This is a genomic window from Ancylobacter sp. FA202 (assembly GCF_000380205.1).
Taxonomy (GTDB): Bacteria; Pseudomonadota; Alphaproteobacteria; order Rhizobiales; family Xanthobacteraceae; genus Ancylobacter.
The window spans coordinates 2,799,184-2,820,189 of sequence record NZ_KB904818.1; the positions used below are offsets into that span (position 1 = coordinate 2,799,184).

Here is a 21,006-nt window from a genome sequence, read left to right on the forward strand (position 1 = left end):
GCGATGATCGACAGCCGCAACACGGGTTCCGTTCCCACCTCGCCGGTGGCGCACTGGGACGTCGTGCTGCCGGACGAGACCGCCACCGGGCGGCTCGCCATGGACCTCGCCGCCCTGCTGCGGCCGGGCGACCTGGTGACGCTCGGCGGCGATCTCGGCGCTGGCAAGACCACGCTGGCGCGGGCGATCATCCGCGAACTCGCTGGCGATTCGAACCTCGAAGTGCCGAGCCCCACCTTCACCCTGATGCAGACCTACGACCTGCCGCGCCACCGCGTGGTGCATGCCGATCTCTACCGCCTCGGCGATCCGTCCGAGCTGGATGAGCTGGGCTGGACCGAACAGACCGACGGGGCGGTGACGCTGGTGGAATGGGCCGAGCGCGCCGAGGGCGCCGTGCTGCAGCCGGACCGGATGGAAGTGCACATCACCCTTCCCGCCGAGGGCGCCGAGAAGATGCGCCGGGTGCGCCTGTTCGGCTATGGACGGATGGCGGGCGGGCTCTACCGCATGAAGGCGATCCGGGCGCTGATCGACCAGGTGGGCTTCGGCCCGGCGCAGCGCCGTTTCCTGCAGGGCGACGCTTCCGCCCGCAGCTATGAGCGGCTGATCGGCGCCAAGCGCAACGCCGTACTGATGAATTCGCCGCGCCGCGCCGACGGCCCGCCAGTGCGCGGCGGCAAGCCCTATAGCGCCATCGCCCATCTCGCCGAGGACGTGAAGCCCTTTGTAGCCATGGCGCGGGCGCTGCGGGCGCGCGGCTTCTCGGCGCCGGCGATCTATGGCGGCGATCTCGATGCCGGCCTGCTTGTGATCGAGGATCTCGGCCGCGAGGGCGTGCTGGAAGGCACGCCGCCGGCGCCGGTGGCGGAGCGCTACGAACTCGCGGTCGACGTGCTGGCGGCGCTGCACGGGCAGGACCTGCCGTCGACGGTCTCCGTCACCACTGGCCTCGACCACCGCCTGCCGCCCTATGATCTCGACGCGATGATGATCGAGGTTGAACTGCTGCTCGACTGGTACCTGCCCCATGCCGGCACACGGGTGTCGCCGGACGCCCACCGCTCCTTCCGCCAGCTCTGGGCGGCGGCGCTGGCGCCCTCGCTGGCGCAGAAGCCGGTGTGGGTGCTGCGCGACTATCATTCGCCGAACCTGATGTGGCTGCCCGAGCGCGCCGGGCTGGCACGGGTCGGCCTTCTGGACTTCCAGGACGCGGTAATGGGCCCGGCCGCCTATGACCTCGTCTCGCTGGCGCAGGATGCGCGGGTGGACGTGCCCGAAGCGCTCGAGCTCGCCTTGCTCACCCGCTATGTGAAGGCGCGCCGGGCGGGCGATGCCTCCTTCGACACCAAGGGCTTCGCCGCCTCCTATGCGGTGATGGGCGCCCAGCGCGCCACCAAGATCCTCGGCATCTTCGCCCGGCTGAACCAGCGCGACCGCAAGCCGGTCTATCTCGCCCACCTACCGCGCATCTGGGGCTATCTCCAGCGCTGCCTGTCCTTCCCCGAACTCGGCGGGCTGGCGAGCTGGTACAAGGACCATGTGCCGGCGCCGGGCACCTCGCGGCTGCCGCCCGGCGTGCGGCCGGCGGTGTTTCCCGTCGCGGCCAAAGCGCCGGCCGCCCCCTCTTCGGCGCCGTCCGCGCCGTCCCCCGCGTCTCCCACGTCGAACGAGCCCGGCCGTTCATGACCGCCATCACCACTGCCATGGTGCTCGCCGCCGGCCTCGGCACGCGCATGCGCCCGATCACCGATCGCCTGCCCAAGCCGATGGTCGAAGTTAATGGACGAACGCTGATCGACGTCGCGCTCGACCGGCTGGACGCGGCCGGCGTCACGACCGCCGTGGTCAACCTGCACGCCCATGCCGACCTGCTGGAGCGCCATCTGGCCTCCCGCACCCGGCCGCGCATCGTGCTCTCCGACGAGCGCGACGCCCTGCTGGAGACTGGCGGCGGCATCGCCCGGGCGCTGCCGCTGCTCGGGTCCGACCCGTTCTTCGTCGTCAATGCCGACACGATCTGGATCGAGGGCATCCGCCCGAACCTGCCGACGCTCGCCGCCCGCTTCGACCCCGCGCTGATGGACATCTGCCTGCTGCTGGCGCCGGCCGTGATCTCCATCGGCTATGAAGGGCGCGGCGATTTCCTGATGGACGGCGAGGGCCGCCTCACTCCCCGGCCGGAACGCCTTACCGTGCCTTTCGTCTATGCTGGCGCGGCGGTGGTTTCCCCCGGTATCTTCCGCGACGTGCCGGAGGGCGCCTTCTCGCTGAGCCGACTGTTCCGCCGCGCCGCCGAGGCCGGCCGGCTTTATGGCCAGCGCATGGAAGGGGTGTGGATGCATGTCGGCACGCCGGAGGCCATCGCCGAGGCCGAAGAGGCCATTGCGCGCTCGAAGGACTGACGCCGTGCCCGCCCCCCGATGCCCCGTGGAGCGCGCGCATGACCTCTGACGCGCAGCTGTCGCCTGACGCGCAGCGCCGTGGCCCCCAGCTGTTCTCCATTCCGCCCTCCGCTCCCTTCGTTGCTGTACTGGCGGATGCGCTGCTCGATGGCGACCTCGTTCCGGGCTTCGCGCCGCGCGGCGATCCGCTGCTTCTGGCCACCGCCACCGTGTTTTTGCCGACCCGCCGCGCCGGGCGCCTGCTGGCCGAGGCGCTGCGCCAGCGCATGGGGGCGGGGGTGACGCTGCTGCCGCGCATCGTGCCGGTCGGCGATGTCGACGAGGACGCGCTGGCCTTCGCCGAGAGCTACACCGACCCGCCGCGCCAGGTGCCGCCGACCACCCGCCGGCTGGCGCTGGCCAGTCTCATCCGCGCCTGGCGCCGGGCGCTGGCGGGGCAGGACGGACGTGTCGCGGTTGCCGCTGGGCCGGGGGCGGAATTCGCGCTGGCCGACGAGCTGGCGCGGCTGATCGACGAGATGGCGGCGCAGGAAGTGCCGTGGGAGCGGCTGGACGCGCTGGTGCCGGGCGAGCACGACCGCTACTGGGACATGGCGCTCGACTTCCTCAAGATCGCCCGCGACTTCTGGCCCGCCTTCCTGGAGGCGGAGGGCTGCGTCGATGCCAGCGTGCGCCGCGACCAGCTGATCGCCGCCGAATCCGAGCGGCTGGCGAGCCTGCCCGAGGGCGGGCCGGTCATCGCCGCCGGCTCGACCGGCTCGATGCCGGCCACCGCCCGGCTGCTCGCCACCATCGCCCATCTGCCGCGCGGCGCGGTCGTCTTGCCCGGCCTCGATTTCACCCTCGACGCGCGCTCTTGGGAGGCGCTGACGGACGAGGCGGCGAGCGCGCCGAGCCACCCGCAATACGGCCTCGCGCTGCTGCTCCAGCGCCATATGCGCGTGCCCCGCGACGCCGTGCGCGAACTGGCGCCGCCGGCCGCGCATGGGCGCGAAAGGCTGCTCTCCGAGGCGTTGCGCCCGGTCGCCTCCACCGAGCAATGGGCCACCCTTTCCGACCGGCTGAGCCCCGCCGCCATCGACGCGGCGCTGGCCGATGTGAGCGTGATCGAGGCCGAGGATGCGCGCGAGGAGGCGCTCGCCATCGCGCTCGCTTTGCGCGAGGTGCTGGAGATGCCGGGCCGTACCGGCGCGCTGATCACCCCCGACCGCGACCTCGCCCGGCGGGTGACGGCCGAGCTGCTGCGCTTCGAGGTCGCCATCGACGATTCCGCCGGCGAGCCTTTGTCGGAGAGCGGCCCCGGCCGCTTCGCCCGGCTGGTGGCGGATGCCTGCCGCGACGCGCTGGCGCCGCTGCCGCTCTCCGCCCTACTGCGCCACCCGCTCGCCCGCTTCGGGCTCGCCCGCGCCACGCTCGACGCCGGCGCCGACGCGCTTGAGATGATGGTGCTGCGCGGCCCTCGCCCGGCGGCGGGGGCGCAGGGGCTGACCGAGGCGGCGGCGATTTTCAACCCGCGCGATTTTCACCCGCGCGATCCGCGCGCGTCGATCGGCGAGGAGCGGCGGGCGCTGGCCGACGCGCTGGCGCGGCAGATCGCGGACGGCCTCGCCCCGCTGCTGGCGCTGGGGGAGGGCGAGCACCCTTTCGCCACCCTGCTGGAGGCGCACCGTGCGGCCATCGCGGCGGCGTGGAGCGGGCCGGAAGCCGGAGGGCCGGAGATCGACTCTCCCGCCGAGGCGACGGCACTGGCCGAGCTGGCCCATGCGTTCGAGGCGCTGGTGGAGGGCGCCGCGCACGCGCCTGATATGACGCTGGCGGATTATGCCGCCGCACTGGTGCTGCTGCTCTCCAGCCAGCCGGTGCGCCCGCCGCTGCTGCCCGGCGCGCGGCTGCGCATTCTGGGTCCCTTGGAAGCGCGGCTTGTCGGCGTCGACCTCGTGGTGCTGGCGGGCCTCGTCGAGCAGACTTGGCCGAACGCGGTGCGCGCCGACCCCTGGCTCAGCCGACCGATGCGCGCGGCGCTGGGGCTGGAGGCGCCGGAGCGGCGGATCGGCCTCTCCGCCCATGATTTCGCGCAGGGCTGCGGCGCGCCGGAGCTGGTGCTGTCCTATCCGCGCAAGCTCGGCGGGGCGCCGACCGTGCCCTCGCGCTTTCTCCAGCGCCTCGCGGCGGTGAGCGGGGAAGCACGCTGGAAAGCGGCGATAGGGCGCGGCGACCGCCTGCGCCGCCTCGCCGGCTTCATCGAGGAAGAACCACCGGCCGCCCGTATCACCCGGCCGGAACCGGCGCCGCCCGTGGCGCTGCGCCCCAAGCAGCTCAGCGTCACCGAGATCGAGACCTGGCTGCGCGACCCCTACACCATCTATGCCCGCCATGTGCTGCGCCTTTCCCCGCTGGATGGGCTCGACGAGGCGCCGGGCGCGGGGGAGCGCGGCAGCGCCATCCATGACGCGCTCGGCACCTTCGCGCAGGCCTTTCCCGAGGGGCTGCCGGCGAACGCCGAGACGGTGCTGCTGGACTATGGGCGCGCCGCCTTCGCGCCGCTGCAGCAGTTTCCCGCCGAGCACGCGCTGTGGTGGGCGCGCTTTGCCCGGCTGGTGCCGCGGGTGATCGGCTGGGAGCGCACCCGCCGGGAGCGCACCCGCCGCGTGCTGGCCGAGCAATATGGCAGGCTGCCGCTCGCCGACGGGCGCTTCACTCTGACCGGACGCGCCGACCGGATCGAGCAACTCGCCGAGGGTGGCCTCGCCATTCTCGACTTCAAGACCGGCGCGGTGCCGACCGCCAAGCAGACGGCGGTGCATTATTCCCCGCAGCTGCCGCTGGAGGCGGCGATGGCGGCGCAGGGGTGCTTCCCCGATGTGCCGGGCGAGGAGGCCGCCGCGCTGGTCTATGTCAGGCTCGGCACGGCGGAGGTGAAGGAGGTGAGCGCGGTGGACAAGGACACAACCGCCGCCGGCCTCGCCACCGACACGCTGGCGCGGCTGCAGACGCTGATCGCCGCCTTCGAGAACCCCTCGCGCGGCTATGCCTCGCTGGCCCGGCCGATGTTCGGCGGGCGCTATGGCGATTATGACCATCTGGCGCGGGCGAAGGAATGGTCGACCGGCGGGGAGGGCGAGGAATGAGCGACATCACCGACCTCGCCCCCGGCGCGCTGCGGGCGGCGACCGTGCTGCAGACCTCCGCCTCCGACCCGATGTTCTCGGCCTGGGTGTCGGCCAATGCCGGCTCGGGCAAGACCCATGTGCTGGCGCGCCGGGTGATCCGCCTGTTGATGCGCGGCGTGAAGCCGGGGCGCATTTTGTGCCTCACCTATACCAAGGCGGCCGCCGCCAACATGGCCAACCGGGTGCTGGGCGAGTTGCGCAAGTGGACCACGCTGGACGATGAAGCGCTCGACGCGGAAATCCTCAAGACCGATGGCGGCGAGCCGGATTCACTGCGCCGGGCGCAGGCGCGGCGCCTGTTCGCGCAGGCGCTGGAAACGCCGGGCGGGCTGAAGATCCAGACCATCCACGCCTTTTGCGGCGCGCTGCTGCACGCCTTCCCCTTTGAGGCCGGGGTGCCGGCCGGCTTTGGCGAACTGGAAGAAGCCGCGCGGCTGGAACTCCTGGCCCGGGTGCGGGCGGAGGTGGTGCTGCAGGCGGCCGGGGCGCCGGCGAGCGATCTCGGCCAGGCGCTGGCGCTGATTGTCGGCCTGACCTCCGACACCGGCATCAGCGACCTGCTCAAGGAGTTGGTGGCCGACGCGCCGGCGCTGGAGGCCAGCGACGAGGATCTGGCCCGCGCCGTCGGGCTCGACGCGCCGGTGGCATCCCGCGACATCGAGCGGGCGATCATCGAGGGCGCGCTGATCCCGCGCGGGGCGTGGATCGGACTGGCGGAGGCGCTCATCCTTGAGGGCGGCAATTGCGGCAAGCGCGGGCAGGGCCTGCGCGCTGCAGCGCTGGCTCCCGACGAGGCGGTGGCCGAGGCCTATGCCGGCGTGTTCCTGAAGGAGGATGGCGAGCCCTATGCCGACGGCCAGTTCGGCAATGCGGCGGCGCGGGCGAAATACCCCCAGCTGATCACCGAGCGCGACCGCATCGCCCCGCTGGCGCGCGAACTCGCCGCCGCCCGCGCCTTCGAGCGCAGCCGGGCGGTGCTGATCCTCGGCCGCGAGGCGGCGCGGCGCTATGTCAGGGCCAAGGCGGTGCGCGGCGTGCTCGACTTCGCCGATCTGGTCGACGCGGCGCGGCGGCTGCTGGCCTCGGGCGCCTCGGCCTGGGTGCATTACAAGCTCGACCAGGGCATCGACCATGTGCTGCTGGACGAGGCGCAGGACACCAGCCCGGAGCAATGGGAGGTGATCCGCCCGCTGGTCGCCGAGTTCTTCGCCGGCATGGGCGCGCGCGAGGGCGGGGGCGTGGACAGCGCTCTGCCGCGCACGCTGTTCGTGGTCGGCGATGAGAAGCAGTCGATTTTCTCTTTCCAGGGCGCCGATCCCCGCCGCTTCGACACGGTGCGCCGCGAGTTCGAGGCGGCGGGCGGCGCCGGCTTCGTGCATGTGGAGCTGCAGCACTCCTTCCGCTCGGCGCCGGGCATATTGGAGGCGGTGGACGCGGTGTTCGGCCGCGAGGCCTCCTATCGCGGCCTTTCCGCCGAGGCCAAGCCGCCGGTGCATGCCCCCATCCACGCCGCCCTGCCGGCGCTGGTGGAGATGTGGGAGCCGGAAGTGCCGAGCGAGAAGGTGGATGTCGACGCCTGGCAGCGCCCGCTCGACGCGCCCGGCGCCGACGACCCCAAGGGAAGGCTGGCGAAGAAGATCGCCGCCCATATCGCCGCGCGGATCAGTGAGGGCTTTCCCGTCACCGGGCGGCACGGCACGCGCCCAGCCCGGCCGGGCGACTTTTTGATTCTGGTGCGCCGGCGCGACGGGCTGTTCACCTCGATCATCCGCGAGCTCAAGCAGGCGCGCGTCGCGGTGGCGGGCGCGGACCGGCTGGTCGTGGCCGAGCATATCGCCGTCATGGACCTGATGGCGCTGGGCGACGCGCTGCTGGCGCGCGACGACGAACTGGCGCTGGCCAGCGTGCTGAAAAGCCCGCTCTTCGGCTTTGACGACACCGACCTGATGGCGCTGGCGCCCGGCCGCGACGGTTTGCTGGAAAAGGTGCTGGCCGCCCGCGCCGGGGAGAACCCGAAATGGGCCGCGGCCGCCGGGCGGCTTGCACGGCTGCGCGAGGAGGCGCGTCGGCTGCGGCCGTTCGATTTCTACACCCGCGTGCTCGGGCGCGAGCGCGGCCGTGCCGCCATGCTCGCCCGGCTGGGGCCGGAGGCGGCGGACGCGCTCGACGAGATGCTGGCGCTGGCACGGTCCTATGAGAGCCTGGAGGCGCCCTCGCTCGCCGGATTCCTCGCCTTTCTGCGGCGCGGCGGTGCTGAGGCCAAGCGCGACATGGAGGCCGGGCGCGACGAGGTGCGGGTGATGACCGTGCACGGTGCCAAGGGGCTGGAAGCGCCCTATGTCCTGCTCGCCGACACCACTTCCGGGCCGATGACCCGCCGCTCCGCCGGGCTGCTGCGCGTCGAGCTCAGCGATGGGCGCCGCGTGGCGCTGCACGCCCCGGCCAAGAAGGGCGACACCCCCGCCATGGCGGCGGCCCGCCAGCGCGGCGACGACGCCCAGCAGGACGAGTATCGCCGCCTGCTCTATGTCGCGCTCACCCGCGCCGAGACCGCGCTGGTGCTGTGCGGGGCGGATGGCGCGCGCCAGCGCCCGGCCGAGTGCTGGTACGACCTCGTGCGCGGGGCGCTGGAGCCGGAAGCGGCCGAGCACCCCGCCACCGGTTTCGCCGGCACGGTGCTGCGCTGGCGCGGCGGCACGGATGCCACCCCCGCAGTGGCGCTGCCGGCCCCCGTCGCCGCGCCGCTGGAGGCGCAGGAGCGGGCGCTGGCGCGGCTTCTGGCGCGCCCGGTGATCGAGCCGCTGGCGCGGGCCAGCCTGCGCCCCTCTGCCGCCGATGTCTTCGCGCCTACCCCCACCGGTCCCATGGCGCGGGCGCTGGAGCGCGGCGACCTGCTGCACCGGCTGATGGCGGCGCTGGCGCCGCTGCCGGGCGCGGCGCGGGCTGAGCCGGGCCGCCGGCTGCTGGCCTCAAGCTCCGACTGGCCGGAGGCGGCGCGCGAGGAATTGCTGGCCGAGGCGCTGGGCACGCTCGCTTTGCCCGAACTCGCCGCCCTGTTTGCGCCCGGCAGCCTTGGCGAGGTGCCGCTGGCCGGCGAATTGGAGGACGGAACGCCGGTTTCCGGCCGCATCGACCGGCTGAGCGTCGGCGAGGGGCTGGTGCTGATCGCCGATTTCAAGACCGACCGGCACGTCCCGGCCGTCGCATCTGCCCTGCCGCAGGCGCATATCCGGCAGGTCGCGCTCTACGCCCGGCTGCTGGGAAAGCTATTCCCACGCAAGCAAGTGCGGGCATTGCTGGTCTACACCGCCGGTCCGCTTGTCCACACTCTCGACGGCACCGCGCTGGAGAGCGCGGTGGAAAGTGTCACGTTGGGGTGACGCCGCCTTGACGCACCGGGGGGCGGCTACCTACTTTCAGCCTCAACTTCCTGAATTTCCTAGATTCGTGAAAGGTGTCCAATGGGCGTCGAAAAGGTTTCGGACCAGAGCTTCGAGTCCGACGTGCTGAACTCCTCCGCTCCCGTCATCGTCGATTTCTGGGCTGAATGGTGCGGGCCCTGCCGCATGGTCGCCCCGGTTCTCGACGAAATGGCGGGCGAACTCGGCGACAAGGTGAAGATCGTCAAGCTGAACGTCGACGAGAATCCGGCGACGGCCTCGAAGTACGGCATCATGTCGATCCCGACCCTGCTGCTGTTCAAGGACGGCCAGCTGGCCTCGCGCCAGGTCGGCGCGGCGCCGAAGGCGAAGATGCTGCAATGGGTGAACAGCGCGATCTGATCGCCCGCTTTCACCTGATCCCGATCAACCCCGGCCGGTCCTCCGAGCCGGGGTTTTTCGTTTCGGCCGCCACGCTTTCCGATGTCACAGGACGAGGATATAGCGTGTACGATCTTATCCTGTCCGCTTGAAATTGGAGACTTCCATGTCGCTGTCCATGTTTGACGCCTCCGTTCCCGTCTTCCAGCGCGCGCTGGGCAATCTCGACGCGCTTCTGCGCAAGGGCGAGGAGCACGCCGCGGCCGCCGGCATCGATCTTGGCGAGCTGGCGGCCGCGCGGCTCGCCCCGGACATGTTCCCGCTGACCGGCCAGATCCAGAGCGCGTGCGATTCCGCCAAATTCGCCGCCGCGCGCCTGACCGGCACCACCGGGCCGAGCTTCCCCGACACCGAGACCAGCTTCGAGGAACTGCACCAGCGCATCGCCGCGACGCTGGACTATCTCGCCAGCGTCAACCCGGCCGATTTCAAGGGCAGCGAGACGCGCGAGATTGTTCAGAAGTCCCGGCGCGGCGAGCGGCACTTCGTCGGGTCGAGCTATCTGCTGACCTTCGCGCTGCCGAACTTCTTCTTCCACGTCACCACCGCCTACGACATCCTGCGCCACGAGGGCGTGCCTGTGGGCAAGATGGACTATCTCGGCGCTTTCTGAGGCTTCGGCGTTGGCTCACTCGGCGACGCCGGGCGGGCCGACGGGCGGGGGGAAGGCCAGAACCTGCCGTGTATAGCTCTCCACCAGGGCGCTGAACGGGGTGCCGTCCGGCAGCGTCAGCACCGCCCGGTGCTCCAGCAGGAAGGCCGGCATCGCGAGCGCGCCGGGGCCGGGCGGCGGCAGCTTCGCGCCCATCGCCCAGCCCTCGGGCAGTGGCTGCCACAGCAGGCGCGACGCCAGCGTGGTGCGGCGGAAGTCGAGCGGCTTCACCACCCGGCCGAAGGAGGTGTCGGTGGTCTCCAGCGTCTCGTTCATGGCGGCGGTCAGCCGGGCGGGGAGATACCAGTTGTCGGCTTCTGAGAGCACCTTGTCGCCGCAGCGCAGTTGCACCCGGCGGTAGCGCACCGGCTCCTGCGCATCGACCTTGAGCAGGGCACGGATCTCCGCGCCCGCCGGCTTGTCCTGCCCCCGCACCCGGTCGGCGACGATGATCGGCTTGTCGGCGAGGCGATGGGCGGCGCACCAGCGGTCCAGCGTCAGCGTGGCGCTGGCATGGCTGAGCAGATCGGCATTGAGCGTCTGCACCAGCGCCAGCGCCGCGAGGCGGCTGTCGGCATTGTCCGGCCAGGCCGGCGTCTCCTCGGCGCGGGCCGGCAGGCCGGCGAAGGCGACGACAAGGCCGGCGCACAGCAGGTGCCGCAGCCCGAGCCCGCGTCCCGCCGCAGTCCTCAACTGAAATCGCATCACGCTTCCCTCGCGGACCCCTTGCAGCGCCGCCGCAGGACATGGCGCAAACGGGCTGAACTGTCGAGGCCATCGCGCGGGGGCAACTGGGGCCCCGTGCGTAGTGCTCCTCCTTGTGGGAGGGCCTGCCTCGGGCGGATAGTCCGGCGGGCGGCCGCAGGGCCGCATGTGCGCGAGGTCGTGCCGTGGACGAGATGGAAATCCTGCAGCGCATGGCCCTGGCAATCGCCATCGGCGCGCTGGTGGGGGTGGAACGCCACTGGCGCGAGCGCGACGAGGACGAGGGCTCCCGCACCGCCGGCATCCGCACCTACACCCTCATCGGCATGCTGGGCGGCCTTGCCGGGCTGCTGGAGCACCTGCTGGCCCAACCCGGCGCGCTGCCGGGCCTCGTCCTGGTGGGGTTTCTGGTCACGCTGACGGCGGTGTTCGCGCTGTTCCAGTACCGTGAGGGCGTCGCCGAGCACCGCTTCAGCGCCACGGCTGTCGTGGCGGCGATGCTGACCTTCGCGCTGGGGGCGCTGGCGCTGATCGGCGACACGATGCTCGCCTCGGCTGGCGGGGTGGTGCTGGCGGTGATCCTCGCCAGCCGGGAATTCCTGCACCGGGCGATCCGGCGGCTGCGCTGGGTGGAACTGCGCTCGGCCCTCATCCTGTTGACGCTCGCCTTCGTGCTGCGCCCCATCGTGCCGACGGAACCGATCGGGCCGTTCGGCGGCGTCTCGCCGGCCAAGATCCTCATCATGGCCATCGTGCTCGCGGCGATTTCCTTCTGCGGCTACATCGCCGTGCGGCTGTTGGGAGCGACGCGCGGCGAGCTGGTCGCCGGCACCATTGGCGGGCTGATCTCGTCCACCGCCACCACCATCGCCAATGCCCGCCGCTCGCGGCAGAGCCCCGCCGTGCGGGCGCTGGCGGCCGGGGCGGTCAGCGCCGGCGGCGTGTCGCTGCTGCGGACCGGATTCCTCGTGGTGGCTGTGCTGCCCTCGCTGGCGGAGCGTCTGCTGCTGCCGCTGGCGGCCGGCGCGGCCGCGATGTTCGCCGGCGCGCTGCTGCTGGCGCGTGCCAGTTCTCCGGTGCAGGCGGCGAACCCCGAGCCGAACACGGCCGCGCCAGGCAAACCCGAGCCGAGCAACCCGTTCGACCTCGCCTCGGTGTTCAAGATGGCGCTGCTGCTGGTCGGCGTGGCCTTCGCGGCGCGGGTGGCGAGCCAGCTCTGGGGTGATGGCGGGCTCTATGCCGCCTCGGCGCTGGCCGGGCTGGCCGATGTCGACGCGGTGACGGTGACGGTGGCCGGCATGCTGCCGACGCTCGATCCCGCCGTGGCGGCGCGGGCGCTCGGCCTTGCCGTTCTCGCCAACATGCTGGCCAAGGTGGCCTATGCCGGCCTTATGGGCACGCGGGCCTTCGCGCTCGCCTTGGCCGGCGCGAGCGCCCTCGCCCTGCTGGCGGCGGGGGCGTCGCTGCTGCTACGGTGAGGTCTGGTCCTTCCGGCGCTTAGTTTTCGAGCAGGTTCTCGCGCAGCGTCGTTCCCTGATAGCGGGTGCGCAGCCGGCCGCGCCGCTGCAGTTCCGGCACCACGAGATCGACGAACTCCTCGAAGCAGCCCGGCGTGTAGGTGGCGGCCAGCATGAAGCCGTCGGCGCCGCCCTCGTCCATATAGTGCTCGATCTGGTCGGCGATGTCGGCCGCCGTGCCGATGGCGACCGGCATGCCCATGCCCTGCGCATAGATCATCGCCGCCTCCTTCACCGTGACCGGCGCGCCGCCCTTGGCGTAGATGATCGAATCGAACAGGCCCTGAATGCCGGGCACCTCGATGTTCTGCACGATGGCGTCGGGCGCGAATTTGGAGAAGTCGAGGCCGAAATGGCCGGACATCCAGGCCAGCGCGCCCTCGGGCGGGATGCAGGCGCGGATGCGCTCATATTTCTCCTGCGCCTCGCTGCGGGTTTCCGCCACCACGGTCTGCAGGCCATAGATCAGCTTCACCGAACCGGGGGCGCGGTTGTACTTTCCCGACAGGCGCTCATTGAGATCGCTGGCGTAGCCCTTCATCCGCTCGACATTGGGATGCACGGCGAAGATCGCCTCGGCATGCTTGGCGGCGAAGTCGCGCCCCTGGCCGGAGGAACCGGCCTGCCAGAGCACCGGCCGACCCTGCGGCGAGGGCGCGCAGAAATGCCGGCCATTGCACTTGTAGTATTTTCCCTCGTGGGAGACGACCTTCACCTTGTCCGGGTCGGCATAGATGCCGCTCGCCTTGTCGGCAATGATGGCGCCGGGCTCCCAGGAGTCCCAGAGCTTGTAGCAAAGCTCCATATATTCTTCGAGCCGCTCATAGCGCCCGCTGCGGTCGGTCATGGGCTGGCCATAGGCGTCCCATTCGCTCTTGGAATAGGAAGAGACGATGTTCCACGCCACCCGGCCGGAGGAGAGGTGATCGAGGCTGGAGAGCCGCCGGCACATTGAATAGGGGTGCTCGAAGGCGGTGGACAGTGTGACCCCGACGCCGAGATGTTTTGTCGCCCCGGTGATGATCGGCACGATGGTCGAGGGCTCGTGGGTCGGGCATTGCACCGCCCATTTCACGATGGCGTCGGAACTGTCCTCATGGGTGTTGTAGGGCGCCAGTTCGTCGGCGATGAACATGGCGTCGAACAGGCCGCGCTCCATGGTCCGCGCCATGTGCTGCCAGTATTCCGGGCGTGCGAAGTTCCATTCAACCTTGTCGCGCGCGTGCCGCCACATGCCGGTGGCGTGGCTGTTCACGCCGTGCTGGATGAAGCCGAGAAGATGGGCGTGCTTCTTGGTCGCTGTCGTCATGGTCGGGCCTCGCGCCTGGAAGGTCATGAAACGGGCATGGCCGTGGGGTGACGGCCATGCGCACTTGTCGGAGGGGCGGGTGCCCGGCGTCAGACGCTCGGGCGCTCGACGAAGAAGGCAATCCCGATGCCGGCGGCGGTGCCCAGCACCAAAAGCGGCCCGGCATAGATCCACATCGGGGCGACACCGGCGAGCGCGATGAAGCCTGCCGACAGCACGACCGAGACGGCGGCCACGCCGACATAATTATAGTCCGGGACCTCGGTCGGCTCCGGCTTGCCGCGCCTGTATTCAAGAACCGCGTTGCGCAGACCGCGCGAGAAGCCGGCGAGGAACAGGAGAGCCGCCGCGATACCGAGGACGACAATGAGCGTGTACATGTTCGATCCTTCCTGGGGGTTGGGTGACAGCCGCCGCGCGGCGTTCCGGCGCGGCGGCGCGGCCTGTCTCACTCGGCGCTCGGAACCGGGCTGGCGATCTCGTCGCGCACGCGGCGCAGGCTGGTGACGTCGAAATCCTTGCCGCCCAGCATGCCGAACACGACCACGGTGAGCCCGCCAATGGCGACGATGGAAAGCGTGCCCGCCAGTTCCCCGACCCATTCATAGATCGGCATGCCGATGGCGATGGAGGCGACGATGCCGCCGACAAAGCCGAGCGTGTTGGTCCGCGGCCACAGAATGGCGAAGACGAGGGGCAGCAGGATCGAGGTCTTGAGGGCGTAGGTGGTGAGCACCAGCGTGGTGAAGTCGACGCCCGACAGCACGATGATGGTGGCGACGAGGCCGCCCAGCAGCACCGAGATCTTGGTGATCGGGAACAGCAGCCGCTCGGAGACGCTGGGGAAATAGCGCTTCACGATGTCCACCGCGACGATCGACGACAGGGCCGAGGAGGCGCCGTCAATGGTGGAGTAACAGGCGGCGAGGATGACGAGCACATAGAGCAGCACGAGGGTCAGCGGCAGCCCGATATGGGAGACGATGTAGGGCCCCACCGCCGCGATGTCGCCGCCGAAATCGGCCGGCGTCAGCCCATAGGCGATGCCGACCAGGCCCAGCATGCCGAGGCAGATCGGGATCGGGTAAAACAGCGCACCGGCCCAGAGGAAGGTGCGGCCGACATCGCGGCTCTTGATCGCCCACACCTTCTGCCAGAAGGTCTGGTCGGAGACGGTGGCCGCCAGCAGGCCGAAGGCGAGGGTGATGCCGAAGCCCGCCGCCGCCTCGGGGCGCAGCACCGAGAGATATTCCGGCCCGGCCGTGTTCACCGCGCCGAACACCGCATCGGCGCCGCCCGGAACGGTGGCGAACACCGCCGCGACGACGATCGCCGCCGGCACGGTGATCATCAGCGTGTTGAGCGTGCCGGTCATCACGCTGGTCCACAGCCCGCCGAAATAGGAATAGGTGAGCACGCAGACGATGCCGACCACGGTCGCCACCCGCCAATCGATGCCAAACACGGTGGAGACGACGAGCGAGGTGCCCTTCAGGTTGATCAGGATCTCCAGCACGATGCCGAAGATCATCGTCAGCGTGACGATGCCGGTGGCCACCTTGGACTTCGAGAAGCGGTACTGGATGAATTCCGAGATCGTGTAGCCCTCGGGCATGTTCTTGCGCAGCACCCGCGCGAACGGGATCATCGCCATGACAGCGAGGCCGTTGGGCACCACGAACCAGAACAGGCCGGACAGACCCCATTGGAAGGTCATGGCCGAGCTCATCATCACCGCCATGGCCCAGGTCCAGACCGAGATGACGGAAGCGACGCCGAAGCCGAAGCCGACGCGCCGGTCGGCGATGATGAAGTCGTGCGTGTTGCGCACGAGCAGCAGTTTCACCGCGTAGGAAAGCGCCAGCGAGAACAGCCCCAGCCCGATCATCGAGGCGAAGCCGAGCGTCGGCGTGAGACTCGGCATAGACGCAAATAGTGATTTGTCCATTGCGATATTCTCCGCAGGTTTAGAGGCTGTGGTGAAGGCGGTGGTAGGTTCTCTTGCAGTAGAGAAGTGGTTCGCCATCGCTGGATGCGTGCGCGTCGGTGACGTCGCACAGCACGATGGAGTGGTCGCCCGAGGGGATGATTTCCGCCACGCGCGCCGCGATCTGTCCGATGGCGCCATCGAGCACCGGGGCGTGGCGGATGACCGGGGACAGGCGGATATCGCCATAGGCATTGCTCTCGCCGACGCGGCGGGCGAAGCGCTCGGACAGGGCCTGTTGCTCGGCATGGAGCACCGAGATGCCGACCGGCAGCCCCGGCCGCAGGCAGGCATGGCTGTCGCTGCCGCGCGACAGGCAGAACAGTACCCGCAGCGGCGCCAGCGACACCGAGGTCACCGAGGTCGCGGTGAAGCCGTGCACGCTCTCGCCGCGCCAGAACGAGACGACGCACACGCCGGAAGCGAGGCGGCTAAAGACATCCTTGAAGCCGCGGGTGATGTCGTGGGCATCGTCGGTCATCGCCCGTTCCTCCCGGCGTCGCACGGCACTCCCGCACCGCAGGGCGCGGCAAGGGCGGGGCCGGCGGGCAGGCTGGGGCGGAGCGGGGGGAGGAACATGGGGAAGCCTCATGAGGTTAAAGATATAATCTATAGGTAATATATAAATTTCTATCTCTCGGCAACTTCCAGCGGCCGTGCCAGGCGCAGCGGGCGGATGACGTGCTTCATGAACGGCCCGGCATCCCGCATCGGGTCGTCGAACTGGCAGACGATGCGGTTGACCCCGAGCGCCTCCAGCCGGGGGATACGCTGGCGGATGTCCTCGAACGAGCCGATCAGCCCGAGTTCGAAGCCGGCATTGGAATCGACCATCTGGTCCTCGCTCAGCGAGGCCCAGGCGGCCGCGCCCGAGGCGCCGATCACCTCGCGGAAGAAGGCGATGGTGTCCGGGTTGCGGCGCGCGACCACCGATTTCCACCGCTGCCGCGCCTGTTCCGTCGTGTCGGTGGCGATGACATAGGCATTGGCGGCGATCAGCAGTTCGCGGCCCCAGCGATTGGCCTCCTGGCGGGCATTGTCGATGTGCCGCTTGAGGTCGTCGTCGCCCATGCCGTTGAGAAACAGGCAGTGCCCCCACTCCGCCGCCATGCGGATGGCGCGATCGGAATGGCCGGCGATCCACACTTCCGGCAGGGCGGCGGGGTCGAGCCCATAATTGGGCGGCTCGCCAAGCCCGGCTTCCTCCGTCCCGCCGGCCGCGTTTGCCTCGGCGGGCGGGTTGAACAGCCCGTGCAGCGAGCGCAGGAACTCGGCGGCCCGGTCATAACGGCCATCATGGTCGAGCCAGTCGACGCCGGAGAGATCGAATTCCTCCCGCCACCAGCCGCAGACAATGTTCATGCCGAGCCGCCGCTCGGAGATGCGGGTGAGGGTGTCGAGCATGCGGGCGACCAGGAAGGGCGAGCGGAAGCCCGGCTTCACCGCGCCGCACAGCCCGACCTTGTGGGTGACGGCGGCGATGGCGGCGAGGATGGTCCAGGCGTCGGCGACGCTTTCGCGCGGGCCATGGATGCAGTTGAGCAGGTTTTCGGAGGCGTAGAGAAAATCAAAGCCCAGTGCCTCGGCCTGCTGCGCGATGGCGAGGCAGGCGGCCACGTCCGGCCCGGTGGGCGCGTCCCGCGAGCGCAGCCATCCGCCATAGACCGGAAGCCAGATGCCGATTTCCATGTGTCCACTCACCCGTTCACCCTGCGACGCGCGCGCTCGGCGCGGGGAAGGCGGCGAACCCGGTTCGCCCGCTTCCCTCGCGACTTCTGCGCTGTGTCCTTCAATGGCAAGCGGTGCGCCAAGAAAGCGAAGCGGGCGCCGAAATAATGAAATGCCGAAAATTTGGGCTGAGATGAACGATAATAGTCAGTTAGATGAGTATCTAAAGTGCAGAACAGGCGCGGCCATATATTCAGTTCATGAAGTCGGAATATTACTAATGGATCGACGTCGACATCATCGTTCCGGTTGAGGAAGATGAGTCGGGCTCATCGTGCCGCGCCGGGCTGATCGATTTGGCAGCAGCGGCGCCCACGGGGTGGCCCGAATGTGAACGCGGCCGCCACGCCCCGGGGGGGCGGGCGATCCGGCACAGGGACAGCCGGCGAGGGAGATCTGGCGTGATCGGAGAGTTGGCGTGACCTTCGAGCAGATGAAGATCTTTCTGGAGGCGGCCCATTACGGCAGCTTCACCCATGCCGCCGAGCGGCTCGGCATCACCCAGTCGGCCGTCAGCGTCTGCATCAAGAAGCTGGAGGAAAAGCACGATGTCGCCCTGTTTGATCGGACAGGGCGGCGGCTGGTGCTCACCGAGGCGGGGCAGGTGCTGCTGAGCGAAGCGGAGCGCATTCTGCGCGACGTGGAACTGACCATCCTGCGCATCGAGAGCCGGCGCCCGCTCGACGCCTTCGCCATCGCCGCCTGCACCGGCCATGCCTATGATCACTGGATGCCGGAGATGACGGCGGCCGGCGGCGAGGACTTTCCGGGTCTGCGCCTGCTGCGCGCCGGGGTGGACGACGTCACCGCCCTGGTCATGCGCGGCAGCGCCGATGTCGGCATTACCAATGTGATGCCCAGCCACCCGCAGTTCCGGCTCGCCCGCGTCTTCGCCGACACGCTGATCGTCTGCGCCCACCCGACCCTCGCCCAGCGCCTGCCGGCGGATGTCGGCTGGCGCGAGCTGGCCGATCACGCGCCGCTGGTCTGGGAACAGAGCGACCTGACGCCGACGATCACCGCCGGGCTGACGGCGCAGCGGCTGGACCCCGGCCGGCTTCTCGGCCCCAAGCTGCGGCTCGCCTCTACCTCGGCGGTGCTCTCGCTGCTCAGGGCTGGGCTTCACCTCGCTGTGCTGCCCGAGCGGGCGGCCAGCGCCCATCTGGAGGCGGGGAGGGTGGCGCGCATCGGCAGCCTGGCGATCCCGCTGCCCTACTGGCTGTTCGCGCTGCGCGAGCGCGACATGGACGGCCTGGCCGCCGGGATCGCCCGCTTCGCCGGCTAAGGGCGCATCCACTCATCCCTAGGCAGTATGCGGCCGGAGGGGGCCGACATCACGCTTGAGCCGCGTCTACGCCTCGGCCGGCAGTGCCTTTCTGGGGAAGCTGGCGGGAATGTGGGAGAAATGGTGCAGGCTAATGCCCCAGCCCTTGGTGGAGCGTGTCATCACCAGCGAGGTGCGGACCCGCGACGACACGACGAGGCCGTCGCAATGGGTGTTGCGGATCTCGCCGAAGCCTTGCGCGGCCACGATGGTGGGCGAGATTTCGCGGATTTCCTGATCGACGAGGCTCAGGCTCACGCCGCTATAGAGCCCGACATAATGGGAGAAATACGCCTCGATGGCGCGCCGGCCGACGAAGAACTCGGGGAGAAGCCCGAAGAACAGGGCATCATCATTGTAGATATCGGCCAGGGCTGCGGCATCCCACGGTGATGCTGCCGCATTCCAGCGTGTTTCAACATCGTTCGTGACCGATAACAGCGACATGTTGCTTCCCCCGTCTATGCTTGTTGATGGCGCACGACTCCCGCGCGGAAAACGGACGCCATGCGCCGCCGCGTATCGGGATCGTCTTTGGTGAACGCACGTTCCGCGCAGGTTTGCGCGGTCGGTGTCGTGGCGTGTCTTCCTCCAGGCTGCGGCTTCGCGGGTCGCGCGAAGCGTCAGCTGCCGCCGGTTGCTTGGGCGTCGCGCAGAACGAGATCGGCCGCCTTTTCGGCGATGACATAGACGGCGGCCTGGGTATTGCCCGAGACGATAGCCGGCATGATCGAGGCGTCGGCGACGCGCAGGCCGGCGATCCCGATCACCCGCAGCGCCGGATCGACGACGGCGGAAGGATCTGTGCCCATCTTGGCGGTGCCGCTGACATGGTAGATCGTCTGCCCGTTGGTGCGGGTGAAACTGTCCCAGTCGGCATCGCTGCGGCAGCCGGCGCCCGGGCTCATCTCATGCGTCACGTAGGGGCGAAGCGCCGGCTGGTCGACGATGTCGCGGGCCATCTGCATGCCGCGCCGCATCGTGTCGAGATCGACCTGCGAGGAAAGGAAGTTCGGCCGGATGGCCGGGGGCTCCAGCGGGTCGGCGGAGCGGGAATGGATGGAGCCGACGCTTTCCGGCCGCAGCTGGCTGACGCCGATCGTCATGCCGGGCTGGCGGTCGAGAATGCGCTTGGAGGCATCGGCATAGCTCGCATGCATGAAATAGAGCTGCACGTCGGCGTCTTCGAGGCCCGGCCGCGTCTTGATGAAACCAAAGGCCAGCCCGGTGCCGAGCGAGAGAATGCCGCGCCCTGAGGTGAAATACTGCAGCACAGAGCGCGCCAGCGGCACCCCGCGCGACTGTTCGTTCAGGGTGATCGGCTGGCTGACCCGCCAGTTCATCCGGGTGCAGAAATGGTCCTGGTAGTTCTCGCCCACCCCGGCCAGCGCCTGCACCACCTCAATGCCGAGCGCCTTGAGAAGGTGGGGATTTCCGATGCCGGAGAGCTCCAGCAGATGCGGGGTCTGCACGCCGCCGGCGCACAGAATGACCTCGCGCCCCGCGCGCACGCTGAGCGTCTGTCCCTGGCGGCGGAAGGTCGCGCCGACCGCCCGCTTGCCCTCAAGATCGACCTTGAGGATATGGGCGCCGGTGACGATGTCGAGATTGCGCCGCCCGCGCGCCGGATCGAGATAGGCGGTCTTGGCGGAGACCCGGCGGCCGTGGCGCTGGGTGGCCTGGTAATAGCCGAAGCCTTCCTGGTGGCCGTCATTATAGTCGCTGTTGAGGCCGTGGCCGGCCTGCCGGGCGGCGGCGATGAAGGCGTCGGCCAGCGGCGGGCGCAGCGCCACCTCGGTGATCGCCAGCCTGCCCTCGCGCCCGCGCGTCTCGCCCTCGGCGCCGTCAAAGGCCTCGACCTTGCGGAAATAGGGCACGAGATCGGCGAAGCTCCAGCCCGAGGCGCCGCCTTGCGCCCATTTGTCGAAATCGCCTGGCTGGCCGCGCACATAGATCATGCCGTTGATCAGCGAGGAGCCGCCAAGGCCCTTGCCGCGCGGAATCGCGATGGAGCGCCCGGCGGTGCCCGGCTCGGGCTCCGAGACGAATTTCCAGTTGAACTTGGCGTCGATCAGCAGCTTGGAGAAGCCGGCGGGAATGTGAATCCACGGGCTGGTCGGCTCGCCGCCGGCCTCCAGCAGCAGCACGCTGTGGCGGCCGTTTTCCGACAGACGGTTCGCCAGCACGCAGCCCGCCGTGCCGCCGCCGAGTATGATGTAGTCGTAGGTCGTCTTCATGGGACTTGACCGCAGTGGAGTTGCCCGTTCGGCGTGAAACAACCGTTCGGTGTGCGCCGCTCTGGCGCGCACCGGCAGGCTGGTTCCGCGCCCCGCTCAGGTCAACCGGGCGGGGCGCGCGGGCGCAGGCAGCCCTCGCCGAACCATGCGC

General features: G+C 69.8%; 16 protein-coding genes. 8 read left to right on the forward strand and 8 right to left on the reverse strand.

Going from position 1 to position 21,006, the window contains the following annotated elements:
- Positions 1-3 precede the first annotated feature (3 nt).
- From A3M1_RS0112705 to A3M1_RS0112730, 6 genes are all read left to right on the forward strand, one after another.
- Positions 4-1,689: a bifunctional tRNA (adenosine(37)-N6)-threonylcarbamoyltransferase complex ATPase subunit type 1 TsaE/phosphotransferase gene (locus tag A3M1_RS0112705; RefSeq protein WP_018389353.1), complete on the forward strand. Its 1,686-nt coding sequence runs from the start codon at positions 4-6 to the stop codon at positions 1,687-1,689.
- The gene (locus tag A3M1_RS0112710) at positions 1,686-2,405 is read left to right on the forward strand and encodes a nucleotidyltransferase family protein (RefSeq protein WP_018389354.1); all 720 of its coding nucleotides are present in this window, start codon (positions 1,686-1,688) and stop codon (positions 2,403-2,405) included. The genes A3M1_RS0112705 and A3M1_RS0112710 overlap by 4 nt, the downstream gene beginning before the upstream one ends.
- A gap of 38 nt (positions 2,406-2,443) precedes the next feature.
- Positions 2,444-5,533: a double-strand break repair protein AddB gene (gene addB, locus A3M1_RS0112715; protein WP_018389355.1), complete on the forward strand. Its 3,090-nt coding sequence runs from the start codon at positions 2,444-2,446 to the stop codon at positions 5,531-5,533.
- Positions 5,530-8,955: a double-strand break repair helicase AddA gene (gene addA, locus A3M1_RS0112720; protein WP_018389356.1), complete on the forward strand. Its 3,426-nt coding sequence runs from the start codon at positions 5,530-5,532 to the stop codon at positions 8,953-8,955. The genes addB and addA overlap by 4 nt, the downstream gene beginning before the upstream one ends.
- An 81-nt stretch (positions 8,956-9,036) precedes the next feature.
- Entirely contained in the window at positions 9,037-9,357 is a 321-nt protein-coding gene (trxA, locus tag A3M1_RS0112725) for a thioredoxin (RefSeq protein ID WP_018389357.1), read from the forward strand.
- Between the two features lie 145 nt (positions 9,358-9,502).
- Positions 9,503-10,009, forward strand: a complete 507-nt coding sequence (locus A3M1_RS0112730; protein WP_018389358.1) for a DUF1993 family protein — start codon at positions 9,503-9,505, stop codon at positions 10,007-10,009.
- A 15-nt stretch (positions 10,010-10,024) separates the two neighbouring features.
- Here the strand turns inward: A3M1_RS0112730 and A3M1_RS0112735 are convergent, their stop codons facing one another.
- A complete protein-coding gene (locus A3M1_RS0112735) occupies positions 10,025-10,753 on the reverse strand; it encodes a hypothetical protein (RefSeq protein ID WP_018389359.1) in 729 nt (242 codons plus the stop codon).
- A gap of 194 nt (positions 10,754-10,947) precedes the next feature.
- Here A3M1_RS0112735 and A3M1_RS0112740 point away from each other — a divergent pair, with 194 nt between their 5' ends.
- The gene (locus A3M1_RS0112740; RefSeq protein WP_245261884.1) at positions 10,948-12,231 is read left to right on the forward strand and encodes an MgtC/SapB family protein; all 1,284 of its coding nucleotides are present in this window, start codon (positions 10,948-10,950) and stop codon (positions 12,229-12,231) included.
- A gap of 19 nt (positions 12,232-12,250) precedes the next feature.
- Here A3M1_RS0112740 and A3M1_RS0112745 read toward each other — a convergent pair whose 3' ends face one another.
- The 5 genes from A3M1_RS0112745 to A3M1_RS0112765 form a co-directional block, all read right to left on the reverse strand.
- Complete coding sequence (locus A3M1_RS0112745; protein WP_018389361.1) at positions 12,251-13,579, reverse strand: LLM class flavin-dependent oxidoreductase; 1,329 nt, start codon at positions 13,577-13,579, stop codon at positions 12,251-12,253.
- An 89-nt stretch (positions 13,580-13,668) separates the two neighbouring features.
- The gene (locus A3M1_RS0112750) at positions 13,669-13,959 is read right to left on the reverse strand and encodes a hypothetical protein (RefSeq protein ID WP_018389362.1); all 291 of its coding nucleotides are present in this window, start codon (positions 13,957-13,959) and stop codon (positions 13,669-13,671) included.
- Between the two features lie 68 nt (positions 13,960-14,027).
- On the reverse strand, positions 14,028-15,503 hold the full coding sequence (locus tag A3M1_RS0112755; RefSeq protein ID WP_018389363.1) for a sodium:solute symporter: 1,476 nt from the start codon (positions 15,501-15,503) through the stop codon (positions 14,028-14,030).
- A 43-nt stretch (positions 15,504-15,546) separates the two neighbouring features.
- Positions 15,547-16,047: a flavin reductase family protein gene (locus A3M1_RS0112760; protein ID WP_018389364.1), complete on the reverse strand. Its 501-nt coding sequence runs from the start codon at positions 16,045-16,047 to the stop codon at positions 15,547-15,549.
- A 149-nt stretch (positions 16,048-16,196) separates the two neighbouring features.
- Entirely contained in the window at positions 16,197-17,255 is a 1,059-nt protein-coding gene (locus tag A3M1_RS0112765) for an LLM class flavin-dependent oxidoreductase (protein ID WP_018389365.1), read from the reverse strand.
- Positions 17,256-17,712: 457 nt separating this feature from the next.
- Here A3M1_RS0112765 and A3M1_RS0112770 point away from each other — a divergent pair, with 457 nt between their 5' ends.
- Complete coding sequence (locus tag A3M1_RS0112770) at positions 17,713-18,579, forward strand: LysR family transcriptional regulator (RefSeq protein ID WP_018389366.1); 867 nt, start codon at positions 17,713-17,715, stop codon at positions 18,577-18,579.
- Positions 18,580-18,645: 66 nt separating this feature from the next.
- Here the strand turns inward: A3M1_RS0112770 and A3M1_RS0112775 are convergent, their stop codons facing one another.
- Together A3M1_RS0112775 and A3M1_RS0112780 are read right to left on the reverse strand one after the other, a co-directional pair.
- Positions 18,646-19,065 carry an SgcJ/EcaC family oxidoreductase gene (locus A3M1_RS0112775; RefSeq protein ID WP_018389367.1) on the reverse strand — a complete coding sequence of 140 codons (420 nt, stop codon included), beginning with the start codon at positions 19,063-19,065 and terminating at the stop codon, positions 18,646-18,648.
- A 176-nt stretch (positions 19,066-19,241) separates the two neighbouring features.
- Positions 19,242-20,855: a GMC family oxidoreductase gene (locus A3M1_RS0112780; protein WP_018389368.1), complete on the reverse strand. Its 1,614-nt coding sequence runs from the start codon at positions 20,853-20,855 to the stop codon at positions 19,242-19,244.
- Positions 20,856-21,006: the final 151 nt, after the last annotated feature.

Excerpts from the sequence above, each read along its gene's own strand:
- A3M1_RS0112705 (WP_018389353.1), top strand. The coding sequence starts at position 4 with ATGATCGACAGCCGCAACACGGGTTCCGTTCCCACCTCGCCGGTGGCG.
- A3M1_RS0112760 (WP_018389364.1), bottom strand. The coding sequence starts at position 16,047 with ATGACCGACGATGCCCACGACATCACCCGCGGCTTCAAGGATGTCTTT.
- A3M1_RS0112755 (WP_018389363.1), bottom strand. The coding sequence starts at position 15,503 with ATGCCGAGTCTCACGCCGACGCTCGGCTTCGCCTCGATGATCGGGCTG.
- addB (WP_018389355.1), top strand. The coding sequence starts at position 2,444 with ATGACCTCTGACGCGCAGCTGTCGCCTGACGCGCAGCGCCGTGGCCCC.
- A3M1_RS0112765 (WP_018389365.1), bottom strand. The coding sequence starts at position 17,255 with ATGGAAATCGGCATCTGGCTTCCGGTCTATGGCGGATGGCTGCGCTCG.
- A3M1_RS0112750 (WP_018389362.1), bottom strand. The coding sequence starts at position 13,959 with ATGTACACGCTCATTGTCGTCCTCGGTATCGCGGCGGCTCTCCTGTTC.
- trxA (WP_018389357.1), top strand. The coding sequence starts at position 9,037 with ATGGGCGTCGAAAAGGTTTCGGACCAGAGCTTCGAGTCCGACGTGCTG.
- A3M1_RS0112745 (WP_018389361.1), bottom strand. The coding sequence starts at position 13,579 with ATGACGACAGCGACCAAGAAGCACGCCCATCTTCTCGGCTTCATCCAG.
- A3M1_RS0112710 (WP_018389354.1), top strand. The coding sequence starts at position 1,686 with ATGACCGCCATCACCACTGCCATGGTGCTCGCCGCCGGCCTCGGCACG.
- A3M1_RS0112775 (WP_018389367.1), bottom strand. The coding sequence starts at position 19,065 with ATGTCGCTGTTATCGGTCACGAACGATGTTGAAACACGCTGGAATGCG.
- A3M1_RS0112740 (WP_245261884.1), top strand. The coding sequence starts at position 10,948 with ATGGAAATCCTGCAGCGCATGGCCCTGGCAATCGCCATCGGCGCGCTG.
- A3M1_RS0112730 (WP_018389358.1), top strand. The coding sequence starts at position 9,503 with ATGTCGCTGTCCATGTTTGACGCCTCCGTTCCCGTCTTCCAGCGCGCG.
- addA (WP_018389356.1), top strand. The coding sequence starts at position 5,530 with ATGAGCGACATCACCGACCTCGCCCCCGGCGCGCTGCGGGCGGCGACC.
- A3M1_RS0112780 (WP_018389368.1), bottom strand. The coding sequence starts at position 20,855 with ATGAAGACGACCTACGACTACATCATACTCGGCGGCGGCACGGCGGGC.
- A3M1_RS0112735 (WP_018389359.1), bottom strand. The coding sequence starts at position 10,753 with ATGCGATTTCAGTTGAGGACTGCGGCGGGACGCGGGCTCGGGCTGCGG.